This is a genomic window from Amphritea atlantica, from assembly GCF_024347255.1.
GTDB lineage: Bacteria > Pseudomonadota > Gammaproteobacteria > Pseudomonadales > Balneatricaceae > Amphritea > Amphritea atlantica.
On sequence record NZ_AP025284.1, the window covers coordinates 125807 to 140509 of the forward strand.

Annotated in this window: 23 protein-coding genes and 1 other RNA gene; all 24 read left to right on the forward strand. The window is 51.7% G+C overall.

Translation table 11 applies throughout. The annotated features are described in order from the left end of the window. Positions 1–8: 8 nt before the first annotated feature. The 24 genes from OCU43_RS00590 (at position 9) to OCU43_RS00705 (ending at position 14702) form a co-directional block, all read left to right on the forward strand. Positions 9–161, forward strand: a complete 153-nt coding sequence (locus tag OCU43_RS00590; protein ID WP_175483439.1) for a hypothetical protein — start codon at positions 9–11, stop codon at positions 159–161. 9 nt (positions 162–170) lie between these two features. Further along, complete coding sequence (locus OCU43_RS00595; protein WP_091354480.1) at positions 171–410, forward strand: HU family DNA-binding protein; 240 nt, start codon at positions 171–173, stop codon at positions 408–410. Positions 411–632: 222 nt separating this feature from the next. Beyond that, positions 633–705: hammerhead ribozyme type II (locus tag OCU43_RS00600), an RNA gene on the forward strand. Positions 706–721: 16 nt separating this feature from the next. Continuing rightward, positions 722–994: an HU family DNA-binding protein gene (locus OCU43_RS00605; protein WP_091354482.1), complete on the forward strand. Its 273-nt coding sequence runs from the start codon at positions 722–724 to the stop codon at positions 992–994. 160 nt (positions 995–1154) lie between these two features. After that, positions 1155–1724: a hypothetical protein gene (locus tag OCU43_RS22330; RefSeq protein ID WP_091354484.1), complete on the forward strand. Its 570-nt coding sequence runs from the start codon at positions 1155–1157 to the stop codon at positions 1722–1724. A gap of 175 nt (positions 1725–1899) precedes the next feature. Next, positions 1900–2247 carry a hypothetical protein gene (locus OCU43_RS00615; RefSeq protein ID WP_139203132.1) on the forward strand — a complete coding sequence of 116 codons (348 nt, stop codon included), beginning with the start codon at positions 1900–1902 and terminating at the stop codon, positions 2245–2247. Continuing rightward, a complete protein-coding gene (locus OCU43_RS00620) occupies positions 2238–2687 on the forward strand; it encodes an HI_1489 N-terminal domain-containing protein (protein ID WP_091354489.1) in 450 nt (149 codons plus the stop codon). The genes OCU43_RS00615 and OCU43_RS00620 overlap by 10 nt, the downstream gene beginning before the upstream one ends. 2 nt (positions 2688–2689) lie before the next feature. Next, positions 2690–3121: a gp16 family protein gene (locus OCU43_RS00625; protein ID WP_091354491.1), complete on the forward strand. Its 432-nt coding sequence runs from the start codon at positions 2690–2692 to the stop codon at positions 3119–3121. Next, positions 3114–3536, forward strand: coding sequence for a Mor transcription activator family protein (locus OCU43_RS00630; RefSeq protein WP_091354494.1), 423 nt, complete (start codon positions 3114–3116; stop codon positions 3534–3536). Before OCU43_RS00625 ends, OCU43_RS00630 begins: the two co-directional genes overlap by 8 nt. A gap of 17 nt (positions 3537–3553) precedes the next feature. Then, entirely contained in the window at positions 3554–4045 is a 492-nt protein-coding gene (locus tag OCU43_RS00635) for a DUF4124 domain-containing protein (RefSeq protein WP_091354498.1), read from the forward strand. Between the two features lie 99 nt (positions 4046–4144). After that, positions 4145–4666, forward strand: coding sequence for a M15 family metallopeptidase domain-containing protein (locus tag OCU43_RS00640; RefSeq protein ID WP_091354501.1), 522 nt, complete (start codon positions 4145–4147; stop codon positions 4664–4666). Next, the gene (locus OCU43_RS00645; RefSeq protein ID WP_091354504.1) at positions 4657–5271 is read left to right on the forward strand and encodes a hypothetical protein; all 615 of its coding nucleotides are present in this window, start codon (positions 4657–4659) and stop codon (positions 5269–5271) included. Before OCU43_RS00640 ends, OCU43_RS00645 begins: the two co-directional genes overlap by 10 nt. Next, entirely contained in the window at positions 5271–5495 is a 225-nt protein-coding gene (locus tag OCU43_RS00650) for a TraR/DksA family transcriptional regulator (protein WP_091354508.1), read from the forward strand. Before OCU43_RS00645 ends, OCU43_RS00650 begins: the two co-directional genes overlap by 1 nt. Then, positions 5485–5796 (forward strand): DUF2730 family protein, encoded by a 312-nt coding sequence (locus OCU43_RS00655; protein ID WP_091354511.1) that lies wholly within the window; start codon positions 5485–5487, stop codon positions 5794–5796. The genes OCU43_RS00650 and OCU43_RS00655 overlap by 11 nt, the downstream gene beginning before the upstream one ends. Before the next feature lie 3 nt (positions 5797–5799). Further along, positions 5800–6108, forward strand: a complete 309-nt coding sequence (locus tag OCU43_RS00660; protein WP_245756499.1) for a VpaChn25_0724 family phage protein — start codon at positions 5800–5802, stop codon at positions 6106–6108. Further along, the gene (locus OCU43_RS00665; protein ID WP_091354513.1) at positions 6098–6322 is read left to right on the forward strand and encodes a hypothetical protein; all 225 of its coding nucleotides are present in this window, start codon (positions 6098–6100) and stop codon (positions 6320–6322) included. The genes OCU43_RS00660 and OCU43_RS00665 overlap by 11 nt, the downstream gene beginning before the upstream one ends. Then, complete coding sequence (locus tag OCU43_RS00670; RefSeq protein WP_091354515.1) at positions 6312–6860, forward strand: DUF3486 family protein; 549 nt, start codon at positions 6312–6314, stop codon at positions 6858–6860. Before OCU43_RS00665 ends, OCU43_RS00670 begins: the two co-directional genes overlap by 11 nt. Positions 6861–6862: 2 nt before the next feature. Further along, the gene (locus OCU43_RS00675) at positions 6863–8458 is read left to right on the forward strand and encodes a terminase large subunit domain-containing protein (RefSeq protein WP_091354517.1); all 1596 of its coding nucleotides are present in this window, start codon (positions 6863–6865) and stop codon (positions 8456–8458) included. Beyond that, the gene (locus tag OCU43_RS00680; protein WP_091354518.1) at positions 8458–10041 is read left to right on the forward strand and encodes a DUF935 domain-containing protein; all 1584 of its coding nucleotides are present in this window, start codon (positions 8458–8460) and stop codon (positions 10039–10041) included. The genes OCU43_RS00675 and OCU43_RS00680 overlap by 1 nt, the downstream gene beginning before the upstream one ends. Next, positions 10041–11315 (forward strand): PBECR2 nuclease fold domain-containing protein, encoded by a 1275-nt coding sequence (locus tag OCU43_RS00685; RefSeq protein ID WP_091354521.1) that lies wholly within the window; start codon positions 10041–10043, stop codon positions 11313–11315. Before OCU43_RS00680 ends, OCU43_RS00685 begins: the two co-directional genes overlap by 1 nt. A gap of 104 nt (positions 11316–11419) precedes the next feature. After that, entirely contained in the window at positions 11420–11887 is a 468-nt protein-coding gene (locus tag OCU43_RS00690; protein WP_091354523.1) for a phage virion morphogenesis protein, read from the forward strand. A 156-nt stretch (positions 11888–12043) separates the two neighbouring features. Then, entirely contained in the window at positions 12044–13126 is a 1083-nt protein-coding gene (locus tag OCU43_RS00695) for a hypothetical protein (protein ID WP_091354525.1), read from the forward strand. Between the two features lie 59 nt (positions 13127–13185). Next, positions 13186–14319 carry a phage protease gene (locus tag OCU43_RS00700; RefSeq protein WP_091354528.1) on the forward strand — a complete coding sequence of 378 codons (1134 nt, stop codon included), beginning with the start codon at positions 13186–13188 and terminating at the stop codon, positions 14317–14319. After that, complete coding sequence (locus tag OCU43_RS00705) at positions 14316–14702, forward strand: hypothetical protein (protein ID WP_091354531.1); 387 nt, start codon at positions 14316–14318, stop codon at positions 14700–14702. The genes OCU43_RS00700 and OCU43_RS00705 overlap by 4 nt, the downstream gene beginning before the upstream one ends. Position 14703: the final 1 nt, after the last annotated feature.

Genomic DNA, 14703 nt, shown 5'->3' on the forward strand with positions numbered 1-14703 from the left:
AGGATGTGATGGATCTGCTTTCTACACAAATAGTGCTTGATGAGATTGGCCAGATACTAAAGGACGAAGGCAAGTCGCCTGATGACATCCGTCTTTTCTTTGAAGAAGAAGGTGAACGTGTCGCGACGGAAATCGAAGATGAGATGGGGTCTGAATACTAGGAGGTGGTTATGAGCATTGTTACAGCAGAGCAAATGGCCAGCCACGTGGCATTTTGCGCGCGGCTTTCACCGGTGCAGGCGAAAAGTGCGATAGAAGCCGTGGGCAGCGTCATTCTGCAGCACCTGGCGCAGGGCCATACAGTCGCTATTGACGGGTTTGGGCTGTTTGAAGTTGCACTGAAAGACGATGGCACAAAGGGGGTTAGGTTTCGTCAGGCTAAGAAAATGCGGGAGGCAATCAATGGCTAAGGTTTTCGGTTATGACAGTAATGCTCCCCAGCGTGGCGAAATTGAAGCCGCCAATGTTGAAGCCTGGGAGGTGAAACACTTTGGCGCTGATTCATTAAAAGCCCGTTTTGGTTGGGAGGTGTGTTCAACATCGTTTAAGGAGGAGAAAGCCAGCTTGCTTAAGCAGATGCAAAAAGAGTGTCGATATCCAGAGCTAATCGAAGACGTCAAAAACACGAAAGCAGCAGACGTCCCTGTTATCGCCCTTTCGGGCGTCTACTCAGCGTAGCGGCTGGGTACTGATGAGCAGCTAACAACTAAGGGGAAACTCAATGAACAAAGCAGAACTGATCAACGCCATTGCAAACGCATCCGATAGCACTAAAGCACAGGCTGAAAAAATGCTGAACGCTCTGGGAGACATTACCACTCAACAGCTGAAGGCGGGTGGTGAAGTCACCCTGCCAGCCCTGGGAAAGCTGACAACAGGTGAGCGCGCAGCGCGCACCGGTCGCAACCCGCAAACGGGTGCAGCAATCGAAATACCTGCTGCAAAAGTTGCGAAGTTTAAAGCGCTGAAGTCGTTGAAAGATGCCCTGAACTAAATAAAAAGCCCCCTCTGCATCGCAAAGGGGGCTTGGCATTGGTGTTGACCATCCATAGTCAGCCACCGCCGGTACGGCTTTATTTTATCTATCCACTGCAGCCTAACGCTGCAACCAGAAAAGCGGAATAGGAAAAAATCCTAAATTAACGGAGATCATTATGGAACTAACAACAGTACAACGGCAGGTTGTTTTAGCGCTCGATGCGATTGGCCCCTGCGGTTTGACCCCGATGCTGCCACGTTGCCCGGCGCTGGATTCAAAAACACAGCTGAAAAATGTTCTGGAACAGTTAGAGATTAAAGGTGCGGTAAAACTGCAATCTAACAGTCAGTATGCAGTGATTAAAGCCTGGCTGAAAGAAGCCAGAGAGCATAACTGGCTATCAACGCCCCAGACACCTGCTGCACCCGTGCATGGTTCAGAAGTTGAAAGCAAACCCGCCAAAATACCTGTGGCCAGAATGTCTTTTCATGAAAGCGATATCCCCGTCCTCGCCCCACAGTCAAAAGCGTTAGAGATGACGCAAGAACGCACCGCAGATCCGGTTGCAGAGATGATGAAAGAGCTACCGGAGGGTGTTCGCATCGGCCTCAGTCGTGATGGTCTGAATGTTAGTTGGAGCGGCTTTACGCTGGAACCATCTGTCGAAGAACTGCCAGCAACATTGTCTGCCATTCTGACGCTTCAGCAGCATATCGTCAGCGGCAACGCTGGGCAGGCGATCTGAAGTACTGGCCGCTACGGCGGCCATAATCAAAAGCGGCCCGTGGGCTGTTTCTGATTGTGAATAAGCAAGCGAGATTGATATGAGCATCACAAAAGAACAATGGCAGGCCATACAAACCGAGCTGAAAAACTAATTTAGCCAGGTGGTTTTTTCTTACCAGGGCAAGAAGATTCTGGTGCGTCGAGAGCTGGTTAAAGAAGGTCGATTTGAGTTGATCGTTTACTTTGATCGCACGTTAAGCATCGGTTGGGGCTGGAAAACGAGTGACCACTATGACCCTCTCACAGAGGTACTTTGGCACAAGCGAACCAAGTCACTGTATAGCCCAAAGAAAAGAGCGGAAATAATCAAAAGCCTCGGTAAACGCAACGCTAAAAGGTTGTTTCCAAAGCTTGAAGAGCATATGGAATGGTATGAGCCTGTATTTTCGACAGCTGCAACACTCGTTCGACAGTACAAGAAAGTTGAAGGGCTCAGTTTAGAGAGTGTTGGTTTTCAGAGCGAGTCAGCAACATGCAACTAACCCGCTGCCCCATCTGCCATAGCCGCCTCAGTCTTGAATCGCTGGTTCAGGATGAAGCGGGGCGCGATCTGCTGGCTTTGCTGGCACGGCTTGAGAAAAACACAGGCACCGCCCTGGTCACTTACATCGGGCTGTTTCGTTCCCCCAGCCGGGATCTCGCCAATGATCGTGCCCTGCGCCTGGCAAATGAAGCGTTAGAGCTGGCTGAGCCTAACGTCCTGACGGCCGCGCTGGTGCATACGGTGGAATCAATGCGGGCCAAACAGCAGCTGGGCCATTTTAAGCCGTTATCAAATCACAACTACCTGAGACGGGTGCTGGAAAGTGGCCAGGGCGCGGATATACCGGCGCTGCCTGCTGGGCTTGCAACAACAAATCGCCGGAGTGCCAGGGCGGTGGTTAGCAGCGCAATCATGGATATAAAGGATACAGACTGGTGAACATGTCAAAAGACCCACGAAAAGCAGCAATGGCCCAGATCCACATCGCTAAAAAGCAGCTGGGTCTGGATGACGATACCTATCGGCAGATGTTGTTTTCCCTGACTGGTAAAAACAGCTGCGCAAAGATGACCATCAGTGAGTTGAGGCGTGTTATCAGCCATCTGAAAAAATGCGGTTTTCAGAATAAAACGCAAACATTCGGGCAGCGGCCCAACCCAGGTGCGGGCCGTCGCCCACTGATGAGCAAAGTCGAGGCGCTGCTGGCGGATAACGGCCTGCACTGGAACTACGCCCACAGCATGGCCCGCCATATGTTTAAGGTTGAAAAGGTTGAATGGTTAGCGCCCGACCAGTTGCACAAGCTGGTTGCAGCGCTGGAGATCAACGTCAGGCGTCAGGCCGCAAAACAGAGAGAATCAGGCGATGAGTGAAGAGCAGAAAGACCTCCTGGGTGACGACTCATTCTCTAAAGATTTATTAGATCATCTGGATGCTATCCCTGAAGAGGTGCAAAAGAAGTGGCCGCGCGATCTGTCTGCACTTGTCGATATCTACAGCGCATCGTTAAAGCGCCTGGGCTATAGTGGTTCAGAGGCTCAGAAAATCAGCCATACTCTCCTCGCCGAACAGTCAGTATATTGCGGTGGCCGCTATTTCTATCTGCCTAAGCTGGATGCGTTAAAGAAGGCGATCCGTGATGTCGAGCTGCATAGGGATTGGAGTGAGCGAGGCGTTCAGCCAGACGAACTGGCAGACAAGTACAAGATATCCGCGACACATGTCTATCGAATTATCAAAGAACAGCAGGCATACTATCGCAAGCGGATACAGCCAGAACTGTTTTGAGGAAAGGAGTCTCAGCGATGATCAAAATCGTATTTATGTTAGCGTTAATGAGCATGGTGCTGCCTGTTAACGCAGAAATCTATAAATGTAAGACCAATGACCGTGTGATGTATCAATCAACCCCTTGTACGCAAGGTGCTTCTGACGAGGTTGATATCTATATACCGTCGGTGCCCGATAACTCTTTCGAGCCTGGGGACATCCCCGATGATGACTATAAAGAAGAGCGTCGACAGCGCTGGGCAGAAGAGCAAAAGCGCCTAAACGAAAAATCTAAGGCTATAAGGGAAGAACGCCTGCGGCAAGAGCGTTTTAAGAAGATGATCTGGCATCATGAAGTTGCCATTGGAATGACCAAAAAACAAGCCGAGCGCTCCTGGGGAAAACCCTGCGATATCAATCGTTCAGTTTATGCCTCAGGGGTTCATGAGCAGTGGGTGTATTGCACAGGAAAATATGATCGTCAGTACCTGTATTTCGAGGATGACGAACTGACAGGAATGAATTAAATACCCATAAAACATCTAACCTAGGTTAAACCCACCCCCACCAGATCCCCGTTAGAGTCCTAACGAAATCAATGGACTTCAGATTAACGGGGATTTTTTATGCCTGAAAACCATACACCAGAGCCATTCGCTTTGGGGCGACGTTCCAAAAAGAATCTGCAGCAAGTACATCCTGATCTGGTCGCCGTTGTAGAGCGCGGACTTGCCTTGTCGGCTGTTGACTTTGCAGTGACCGAGGGAGTGCGCGAGATTAAGCGGCAGCGTTGGCTTGTGAAAACAGGCGATTCAGCAACCCTCAATAGCCGCCATTTGCTCCGAGTGCCCGCGAATAACCCAGAGCTGGGCGAAGTATCTCATGCAGTTGATTTAGCGGCATGGGTGGACGGGACAGTTAGCTATGACTGGCCGTATTACTACCAGATAGCGGCCGCTATAAAGCAAGCCGCCGCAGAATTTAACGTCGCTATTCGCTGGGGTGGTGGTTGGGCGTTGCTCGATACCTACGACACACCAGAAGCCGCCCGTCAGGCATATATCGAGCGAAAAAAACGTCAGGGTGAAAAGGTTTACTCAGACGGCCCTCACTTCGAACTGTGCTGGAAGGCATACCCATGTCTCTGATAGCAACAGCCCTTCTCACCGCAGGCCCGTCGCTGATTCGTATGGCAGGCCAGATGTTCGGCGGCGATAAAGCGGCCTCAGTATCTGAAAAGCTGGCCTCAGCGGTTGAAGTTGCCGGGGGGATGTCCACAGACGGGGCTAAGGCACATATTGAGCAGATCGTTTCTGGTATGCCTGCCGAAGACGTTGTCGTGGTGATGCAGCTGAAAGTGAAGCTGGAAGACATCGCCGCTGAGCGCGAAAAGAACCAGCTCAATCATCAGTTGGGCATGCACCACGAAACCCAGGAAACCATCCGCACCGAAGCCATTAACGGCACAGACTACGTTAAAGAAACCCGCCCGAAAATGGCTCGTTTATCAGGCTATTCCGGCACAGCTTATGTGCTGGGTGCCGAGCTGGTCAGCCGTATAGCGCCCCTGTTCAATCATGTTGAAGACACTGTGTTGGTGGCGTATACCATAGCGGGAGCCAGCCCAATAGTGGCAGGCGTACTCTATGGCCCGTTGTTCACCTACATGGGTATGCGTACCGTTGATGCGTTCAGTAAATGGAAGCAAACCCCATCCCCAGCAATAGATCTGATTAAAGGGATGGTGAAGTAATGCCCGACATTCTCGATCACGCCAAAGAGCTGGAAATGCGCCAGCGCCAGGACGCCCTGGATAACGCGCTGAAACGCTCAGAACCCGAACAGGATATCAGAGACGGGGTGGTTATCTGCATCAGTTGTGGCGTAGATATTCAACCCGCCCGATTAAAGGCAAAACCCAACGCAGCCCGCTGCATTCACTGCCAACAGATTGAGGAACAAAAACATGGACGTTAACTGGGACGCAGCTAAGTTCTGGCTGGATGTAATGCAATGGATATTCACCATCGGTATCGGTGTTGCTGTCTGGATTCGCACCGGGCGCAACCAGAACCGCACTGATATTCAAGCGCTGGATGATCGTCAGGATGCGCTGGAACGACGTGTGATATCGGCTGAAGAAAACCTGAAGCATGCCCCCACGCATGAAGATATCGCCAAGCTGCAATCACAGTCTTCAGCACTGGACAGCAAGCTGGACCGGGTAACCAACACGGTAGATCGCATTCACGACTACCTGATGAACAACAAGGGGTAAACCATGCCATTTTCTCAATTTGAGCAAGAAGACCGACGGCTGGTATTGCTGCGACTGCTGGCCGAAGACGCTGACTACAAGATCAACAGCAGCATTCTGCAGCGGGGGTTGGAGCTGTACGGCCACAGCGTCAGCCGCGACAAACTGCACTCAGAGATCGCCTGGTTAACCGAGCAGGATCTGGTCACTGAACAGCGTACAGGTTGTGGCCCTCACCCAGCGCGGCCTAGATGTCGCCCAGGGCAAAGCGATTGTGCCCGGTGTAAAACGTCCGGGGCCGGGAGCCTGAAGGAGAACCGTTATGGCCGTTAAGCCTTTAACCAAAGCTCAGAAAACCGTTTTGGCATCATTCGCCAGAGTTGTTGTGGCTGCGGAAGTCTCTGCAAATATCAAAGGCCTGGAAGGGTTTAAAAAACAGTTTCTGAAAGATGATCCCGAAGCCGCTCAGGCGGAGAGAGCTTTTCAGAAAGCGGTCATGGAAGAGCGGTCAAACTTGCTCAGAGGAATGAAAGAAGATGGCGCGTAAATCCTCAATCGATCTGCTGCCCGCTGAGATCCGCGATGCGTTGCATGCCTTGCTAAGAGATCCCGCTGTCGGCCAGGTAGAAACCGCCCAGCGGGTGAATGAATTGCTGGCTGAAGAAGGGATTGAGCAACGCGTCAGTAAGTCAGCAGTCAACCGTTATAGCATGCGGATGGAGGCTCTAGGCGCAAAAGTGCGTGAGTCTCGCGAAGTCGCAGAAATGTGGATCGGTAAGCTGGGTAATGCGCCGCAGGGTCAGGTTGGAAAACTCTTGAATGAGTTTGTCCAGACGATGATTTTTGAAACATCCACCGAGATGATGACTAGCGAGGAACCGGCCCACCCAAAGATGCTGAAAGAGTTGGCGCTATCTATTAAGCATCTGGAGCAGGCAACCACAGTTAATGAGAAACGCGAGCAAGAGATCCGCAAGCGCGCCACTGAAGATGCCGCCGAAGCCATCGATACTGTCGCGAAGCAGCAGGGGCTAACCCGTGAAGGTGTAAAAGCGATTAAGCAGCAGATCCTGGGGATTGCGTAATTATGGATCTTTCAGTTAATGCCTTATCTCAAGCTGTTGCTGAGGGGGTTGCGCAGCTTCAGCAATTTGATGCATCAGAAGTGCTGCTGGGTTATCAGAAGCGCTGGATAGCTGATGAATCTGTACTCAAGATTGCTGAGAAATCTCGACGCACCGGGCTCACGTGGGCCGAAGCTGCAGACGGTTCGTTATGTGCGGGGGCGGCAAAGTCAGAAGGCGGTTGCAACCATTTCTACGTTGGTTCAAACAAAGAGATGGCGCGGGAGTTTATCGAAGCGGCGGCAATGTGGTCGCGAATGTTTGATAAAGCGGCCGGGGATATCCAGGAAGAGCTGTTTATCGATGAGGGTAAAGAAGGCAAAGAGATCCTCACCTTCACTATCTACTTCGCCAGCGGTTTTAAGATACAAGCTCTTTCAAGCAACCCATCAAACCTGCGGGGTATGCAGGGCAACGTCACTATTGATGAGGCGGCATTCCATGACCGCCTGGCCGAGCTGCTTAAAGCGGCCCTGGCACTCACCATGTGGGGCAGCAAAGTCCGCATCATCAGCACCCATAACGGCATTGAAAACCTTTTTAATCAACTGATTATTGATAGCCGTGCCGGTAAAAAGCGTTATAGCGTGCACACCATCACGTTAGACGATGCCTGTGCAGAAGGGCTGTATAAGCGGATATGCCAAATCACCCGCAAAGAATGGACGCAAGAAGCTGAGGACGAGTGGAAAGCCGGGCTGCTGAAAGACACGGCAACCGAAGAAGACGCCCTGGAAGAATATTACTGTGTGCCTAAATCGGGCAGCGGTATCTATATCAAGCGCACACTGGTCGAACGGGCAATGGTTTCCGATCGCTCTATCCCCATTGTGCGCTGGACGGCCCCTAAAGACTTTGAGTTAAAGCCCGAAGGCGAGCGCACCCGCATCATTGCAGAATGGTGCGAGAACGTCCTGCAGCCTTTGCTGGATAAGCTCAACGACAACCATCGTCATGTCTTCGGGGAAGATTTTGCCCGCAAAGGCGATCTGTCAGTGTTCTGCCCGCTAACCATTTACCCGGATCTGACAAAACGTGTGCCCTTTCTGGTAGAGCTGGCGAACGCACCTTACGAAACCCAGCGCGTCGTGCTTTTCTACATTCTCACCCGTCTGCCTCGATTTACCGCTGCTGCGTTCGACGCCACCGGCAACGGCGGCTATCTGGCCGAAGCGGCCCGGCTGAAGTGGGGTACCGAGATTGTTGATGCCGTCATGCTTAACCTGCCCTGGTATCGCGAGTGGATGCCAAAACTTAAAGCCGAGTTTGAAGACGGCAACCTGGAGATTCCCCGGCACGAAGACATTCAGTCCGATATGAGCAAGATTCAGGTCAAGCAAGGCGTGCCGCAAATCGAAAAAGGCAGCGGTACCGGCAGTGATGGCCAGCAGCGGCACGGTGACTTTGCGGTTGCGTTGGCCATGGCGATCCGCGCGAGCTGGATGGAAGGCGGCAGTATTGATTTTATGGCCGTGCCTGGTAAGTCCGATCCGTGGGGCGGTGCCGACAATGACGACGATTACGATATACCCAACTATTCAAAACAGGGAGCCTGGTAATGGCTAAATCTACACTGGTTGATATCAATGGCCAGCCGTTCGACCTGCCGGATCTGGCCGAGCCGCAAACCGAGGCCGATGCTAAACTGGCGCAGCTTCACCGTCACTACAGCGACCATCCGTCCAGCGGTCTGACGCCTGCAAAGCTGGCGACCATTATGAAAGAGGCTGAGCAAGGTGATCTGATGCGTCAGTGTGAACTGGCCGAAGATATCGAAGAGAAAGACCCTCACGTACAGAGTGAGCTGGGTAAACGCCGCTTAGCCATGCAGGGGCCAGACTGGAACATTGTCCCACCATCGAACGCCAGCGCTGCCGAAAAGCGCGATGCTGAAATGATCGAAGAGCAGCTACGCTCAGCAACCTGGCTGGATGAGGCTATTTTCGATTGCGGTGACGCTATTCTGAAAAGCTTCGCTAACCTGGAAATATCCTGGACGTTTGAGGATAAAACCCACTTTATCAACGACGCCGAATGGCGCGACTCCAGCTGGTTTAAAACCCACCCGGATAAACGGGACGAGCTGCGCCTACGTGATGGCAGTCACGAAGGTGAACCGTTGCGCCCGTTTGGCTGGATAAGCCACCAGGCGAAAGCTAAGTCTGGCTATCTGTCACGCCGTGGTCTCGTGCGCGTGTTGGCCTGGCCATTCCTGTTTAAGAACTATAGCGTGCGAGATCTCGCCGAATTTCTTGAGATCTACGGCCTGCCGTTGCGCCTGGGTAAATACCCCGAAGGGGCCAGCGAACGTGAAAAGCTAACGCTGCTGCGGGCAGTGATGAGTATCGGTCACAACGCAGGTGGCATCATTCCCAAAGGGATGGAGATCGAATTCGAGAAAGCCGCCGAGGGTGCCAGTGACCCATTCATGGCGATGATAGCTTGGTGTGAAAAGAGTCAGTCTAAAGCCATTCTGGGCGGCACCCTCACCAGCCAGGCCGACGGTAAAAGCTCAACCAATGCACTGGGCAACGTACACAACGAAGTGCGGCAAGAGATCCGCGACGCCGATCTGAAGTCTCTGGCGGCCACACTGACCCGCGATGTGGTCTACCCCATGTATGTGCTGAACGGTAAGTCGTTCAGTAGCCCCCGTCGAATTCCCCGGCTAGAGTTCGATCTGAATGAGCCGGAAGATCTGCAACAGTTCGTTGAACCATTAAACGGCCTTGTTTCTCTCGGTATGAGAATCCCAATGAGCTGGGTAAATGAGAAAACCAAAATCCCACAGCCCAATGAAGGCGAAGAGATTCTGCAACTATCTCAAAGTTACCCGCAAACGCCAGCCTCACCAGCAAAAAGTTCAAAAGAGGTCGCCCTCGCAGCGCTGAAAGCACAACAGTTGGATACAGATGAGATCGATGCGCTGGTTGATAACGTTCAGGCAAAGGCTGACCAAAACACCAATGATCTGTTAGACACGTTGCGCCAGCTGGTCGACAACGCCGACAGTCTGGAGCAGTTAACAGAACAATTGATGGCGCTGCCGCTGGACGGCGCCGCGCTAACCGACACCATGAGTCAGGCACTCACCGTTGCAGCCATAGCGGGCCGTTATGAGCTGCTGCAGGATGCCGAATAATGCCAGCCTACGGCAGCAAGCCTTTTAAAGAGGCTATCGACTATCTGCAACAGAAGGTGCCCCTGCCGACTAACGGCTGGGCCGACGTCTATGGTCAGCAGCATGATCACGGTTTTATGATCGCCGGTGCCAAAAAGACCGCCATTGTTGAAGACTTTCTGACGGGCATACAGGCCGCGATTAAAGACGGTGAAACCCTGCAAAACTTTCAAAAGCGTTTCGACACCATTGTTGAAAAGCATGGCTGGAGCTATCACGGATCGCGTGGCTGGCGCTCTCGGCTGATCTACGAGACCAATATTCGCCAGGCATACAATGCCGGGCGTGAAGCGCAGATGGCCGAGCCGGGCTTTAAAAAACTGTTCCCCTACATGGAGTATCGCCACTCAGGGGCCGAGAACTTCAGGCCGCAGCACAAGAAATGGGACAGGTTGGTATTAGCGTCTGATGATCCGTTCTGGGGGGCACATAGCCCCTCTAACGGCTACGGCTGCAAGTGTAAGAAGTTTCCCAAGTCAGAACGGGCCATGCGCCGCCTGGGCAAAACCGGGCCGGATATCGCCCCTGCAGATGAATTTAAAGAGTACCCGGACAAACGCACCGGCGAGATCCGTAAGATCCCCCTGGGCATCGATCCCGGTTTTGAACATACGCCAGGGCAGAGTTGGCTGAGGCAAAGTACTCCCCACGTCCAGGAACAATGGCCCAGCACAATAAAATCTGTGCCCGTCGGCCCGGTCGCTAAACCGCCTCTACCTGCTGCGACCTCTGTTTCGTCAAAGAGTCTGATGGTTGACGGTCTGCCAGACGAGCAATACGTGCAGGCGTTCCTGGGTGAGTTTGGCGAAGGTGACTTGATATTTAAAGATGTTCTGGGTGAGCCCATTGCGATTAACGACTATCTGTTTCGTGGGGCCGACGGCCAATACAAAGTATCGAAAGACAAACTACGCCACCGCTATATGCGCTTACTTGCCAGGGCAATACAAAACCCCGACGAGATCTGGGCAATACTCGAAACCGACCGTGCACGCCCGGGTAAATACAAGCTTAAGCGCCGTTACATCAAACGCTGGGTGATGGAAGAGTCTGGCCAGTCAGTGCATGGGTTCAGTGCTTTTGAATATGGACAAGGCATCTGGACGGGTAATACATCCTTTACGCCTCATAGAAAGCAACGTGGCCAAAAGGTGCCAGATAATGATGCCTACTTAGAGCGACAGCGTGAAGGTGTGAACCTGTACGTCAGAAAAGAATCAGCAAAAGAGGAATAAGGGCGGGTGCCGCGCTTCGCCGTTGCACCCCACCGACAGATCAGTGGACGGAACTCGAAGTCCTTGTCTGTCTGGAGAACCTTCATTATAGGATAAAAAAGCCAATGGCGGGAACACAAACAGCAATCAGCCTGGCATATGACAGCGACCCGGTATATGAGGTGCTGGACCGGTTTATTGAAAAAGTCAGCAACACCCAGCCCGCCATGATGGAGATAGCCCACTTCCTGGAAGAGCGCACCCGCGATCACTTCGATAACGAAGAAGACCCGGACGGCAACCCCTGGGCTCCCCTTAAAGCGGCCACGATAAAGCGCAAACAGCGCAAAGGCGTCCCGGTTGATAAGATCCTCCACGGTGAAACACTCCACCTGCGCGATACCATCTTCCCTTTTTGGTCTGCCGATGAAGCGGGTCTGAGCACTGGCCCCGGTACAGACGCTTATGCCGCCACCCAGCAACTAGGTGATGAGAGCCGCAATATAGAGGCGCGGTCATTCTTTGGGTTAAGTGATGAGGATGAAGTAGAAGTTATCGATATCCTGGATGAATTTATTCAGGCAGAGGGCTAGCAAAAGGAGGCCTGAGCGGCGCTGTAAGGGGTTGTGTTGCTTAGTGGTTATGATGGAGTGCGCAAAGTGAGTATATGGTTTCTAACGCGGGTCTAACGCGTTGAATGGTATTAGTTGTATCATTGTTAATACGCCATTACTCAAAGGGAGCCATAGATGCCAAGGGAAGTCGTTCTTAAAACAGAAATAGATGCTTTTAATTTACTTAGATCAATCAACGATGGCTCGATTGATGCTGATGACATTAAATTAAAGTTTGATGGGTGGCCTTTAGCTCAGATTCACTTGGTAGGCCCAAAATACCACAACTCAATAACTCCATCCATAATGAAAGCCTTCATTGAGCTTCAACGGGGTATTCATCGCGCCTATGCGTATGCTGAATATGGGACTTATAATGTAAATAAGCTGACTGTTGAAGACAAAAAAAAGCTTGAGTTAGCCATCGGAGTGGAAGATGGATCTTCGATTTTTAATATTGATTTACAAGAAATTCTGGATAAAGCTTTTGGATCGGCGGTGTCAAAAATGTCTAGTAAGGAACTGGTTTTATTAATTATAGTGCTTGGGTCTCTATATGCCGGTAACACAGCATATAAGGACTATCTGCAAGATCGCAAAGACGCTAGGCAGAAAGAAATAATAATTGAAGAGAAAAAAGCACACATTGAAACGTTTCAATTTATGTCCGCACAAGAGACGGAAAGAATGAAGTTGATACGTGATATAGCTAAGAGTTACCCCGCTATCGATAATGTTCAGCGTCATGCTCACGATACTGCCACAGAGGTTTTTAAACGTGCAGGAATGGCTGAAAAAATAGGTGTAGGAGGCGCTGAAATCACAGGGGAAGAGGCGCAGCTGTTGACAAGGAATGCTAAAAGAAAATCGGCCGAAGTACGACTAGATGGATCCTATCGTTTAATGGAAGTTAATTCTTCTTTTATAAACGGCTTTAAAGTTAAGGTGAGAAATGTTGATTCGGGTGCCGTTTTTTGGGCTAAAGTTCAGGATACGTCTTTAACTGAGCCAAATAAAGCCGCATTGATTGATGCTGAATGGGGTAAGGTACCTGTTAAGTTAAAAATTAATGCTAAGGATCTCGCAGGCTCAATCTCCCAGGCACTTATCGTTGATGTAGAATCATTTACTGAACAAGAAAAAGAAAACTATCTCGGGCGCTTCAATGAATCTGAAGCTGATGAGTCCTCATCAGATAGTACTAGTGAGGAATTGTAGTTAAAAACATCTGACCAAGGTTAAACCCACGCCACCACCCATGCCGCTAATCTGGCGGCATGAAGACGAATCAATCACCCCACTCAATCGCTGTACTGTCAGCCACCAGCAACGCCAATCTCGGCGTTGTTGCGCTGTCGTTTGAACTAAATGACACCGATGCTGGTTGGTGCCAGCTACTCCCCGCTGGTGAATTCAGCGCTGTTGATGGCCGTCCCTTCGATGTGCCTGGCGGCAAGTGGAATCTAACCGCAGACATCGCTCACCGTCTTATCTCAATTGCCAAGGCGGCTGTAAATGACCTAGTGATCGATTACGAACATCAAACCCTGAATGCAGACAAAAATGGTCAGCCCGCCCCCGCTAGCGGCTGGTTTAGAGAGCATATGGAATGGCGGGAAGGTTCTGGCCTATGGATTAAGCCGACGTGGACCTCCCGCGCCCTCGAATATATCAAAGGCAAGGAATACCGCTTTCTCTCTTCCGTGTTTCCGTACGACAAACGCACCGGCGAACCCCTTTTTATCCACAGCGCAGCGCTGACCAACCGTGCCGGTATCGATGGCATGCAAGATCTCGAAGCTCTTTGCGCACAGATCGTTCCTCACCCTACCCACGATAACCAACCCCAGGAGAATCCTGTTATGAACAAAGCGATGCGTAAGCTGCTGGCCCAACTCGGCATTGAGCTGAATGAAGGTGATCAGCTGACCGATGAGCAGAGCACAGCGGCATTGAGCGCGCTGGGCGCATTGGCCAAAAAAGCCGCTAAATCAGAAGAGCTGACAACCGAAGTCGCGGCCCTCAAAGCCAAAGATGGAGACATCGATCTGTCGATGTATGTGCCTGCCGCAACTTACAACGCCCTGGTCACACAGATGGCGGTGCTGAAAGCCGGTTCTGATGAGGCAAGCCTGGAACAGCTGCTGAAGGATGCCAAAGCAGAGGGCAAAGTGCTGGCCGCCGAAGAGGACTACCTCACCAAGTTTGGCGAGCAACAGGGTGTTGCTGCACTGAAGGCCATGCTCGATAGCCGCCCCTCCCTGGTTGCGCTGAAAGCCCAGCAAACCCAAGGCAAAAAGCCAGAAGGAGAAAAGGCAGACGATCTAACCGCTGAAGACCTGGCGGTGCTGAGTACCACCGGGCTGGATAAAGCGGCCTTCCTTAAATCAAAACAGGAGTTGAGCCAATGAGCGCTAAAGCAGAGCGCGTAGGCCGTAAGCGCGCCTACGGAGTAAAAGCCGGAGTCACCCTAAACGCTAACACCCCGACCGTATTGGATGCGGGCTATCTGACCGCCGTCACTGATGGTTCAGGTGCCGCACTGAGTGCCGGTGTAACCACCTTTGAAGTGGATAACAGCGCCGGATCTAACGGCAGCATCATAGCCGAAGTGGTTTCGGGTGAACATAAGTTTACCAACAGCGGCGATATCGCGGTGACCGATGTCGGCGCGACCGCTTACTTCGTGAATGACTCCACGCTCTCAATCGATCACGCCACCAACACCCTCAATGCCGCAGGCAAGATCATCCAGGTGGATGGTGATGGTGTTTGGGTAGCGCTGGGCCAGTAAG

Coding starts and splice junctions, on each gene's coding strand:
- OCU43_RS00590 (WP_175483439.1), top strand. CDS start 9: ATGGATCTGCTTTCTACACAAATAGTGCTTGATGAGATTGGCCAGATA.
- OCU43_RS00595 (WP_091354480.1), top strand. CDS start 171: ATGAGCATTGTTACAGCAGAGCAAATGGCCAGCCACGTGGCATTTTGC.
- OCU43_RS00605 (WP_091354482.1), top strand. CDS start 722: ATGAACAAAGCAGAACTGATCAACGCCATTGCAAACGCATCCGATAGC.
- OCU43_RS22330 (WP_091354484.1), top strand. CDS start 1,155: ATGGAACTAACAACAGTACAACGGCAGGTTGTTTTAGCGCTCGATGCG.
- OCU43_RS00620 (WP_091354489.1), top strand. CDS start 2,238: ATGCAACTAACCCGCTGCCCCATCTGCCATAGCCGCCTCAGTCTTGAA.
- OCU43_RS00625 (WP_091354491.1), top strand. CDS start 2,690: ATGTCAAAAGACCCACGAAAAGCAGCAATGGCCCAGATCCACATCGCT.
- OCU43_RS00630 (WP_091354494.1), top strand. CDS start 3,114: ATGAGTGAAGAGCAGAAAGACCTCCTGGGTGACGACTCATTCTCTAAA.
- OCU43_RS00635 (WP_091354498.1), top strand. CDS start 3,554: ATGATCAAAATCGTATTTATGTTAGCGTTAATGAGCATGGTGCTGCCT.
- OCU43_RS00640 (WP_091354501.1), top strand. CDS start 4,145: ATGCCTGAAAACCATACACCAGAGCCATTCGCTTTGGGGCGACGTTCC.
- OCU43_RS00645 (WP_091354504.1), top strand. CDS start 4,657: ATGTCTCTGATAGCAACAGCCCTTCTCACCGCAGGCCCGTCGCTGATT.
- OCU43_RS00650 (WP_091354508.1), top strand. CDS start 5,271: ATGCCCGACATTCTCGATCACGCCAAAGAGCTGGAAATGCGCCAGCGC.
- OCU43_RS00655 (WP_091354511.1), top strand. CDS start 5,485: ATGGACGTTAACTGGGACGCAGCTAAGTTCTGGCTGGATGTAATGCAA.
- OCU43_RS00660 (WP_245756499.1), top strand. CDS start 5,800: ATGCCATTTTCTCAATTTGAGCAAGAAGACCGACGGCTGGTATTGCTG.
- OCU43_RS00665 (WP_091354513.1), top strand. CDS start 6,098: ATGGCCGTTAAGCCTTTAACCAAAGCTCAGAAAACCGTTTTGGCATCA.
- OCU43_RS00670 (WP_091354515.1), top strand. CDS start 6,312: ATGGCGCGTAAATCCTCAATCGATCTGCTGCCCGCTGAGATCCGCGAT.
- OCU43_RS00675 (WP_091354517.1), top strand. CDS start 6,863: ATGGATCTTTCAGTTAATGCCTTATCTCAAGCTGTTGCTGAGGGGGTT.
- OCU43_RS00680 (WP_091354518.1), top strand. CDS start 8,458: ATGGCTAAATCTACACTGGTTGATATCAATGGCCAGCCGTTCGACCTG.
- OCU43_RS00685 (WP_091354521.1), top strand. CDS start 10,041: ATGCCAGCCTACGGCAGCAAGCCTTTTAAAGAGGCTATCGACTATCTG.
- OCU43_RS00690 (WP_091354523.1), top strand. CDS start 11,420: ATGGCGGGAACACAAACAGCAATCAGCCTGGCATATGACAGCGACCCG.
- OCU43_RS00695 (WP_091354525.1), top strand. CDS start 12,044: ATGCCAAGGGAAGTCGTTCTTAAAACAGAAATAGATGCTTTTAATTTA.
- OCU43_RS00700 (WP_091354528.1), top strand. CDS start 13,186: ATGAAGACGAATCAATCACCCCACTCAATCGCTGTACTGTCAGCCACC.
- OCU43_RS00705 (WP_091354531.1), top strand. CDS start 14,316: ATGAGCGCTAAAGCAGAGCGCGTAGGCCGTAAGCGCGCCTACGGAGTA.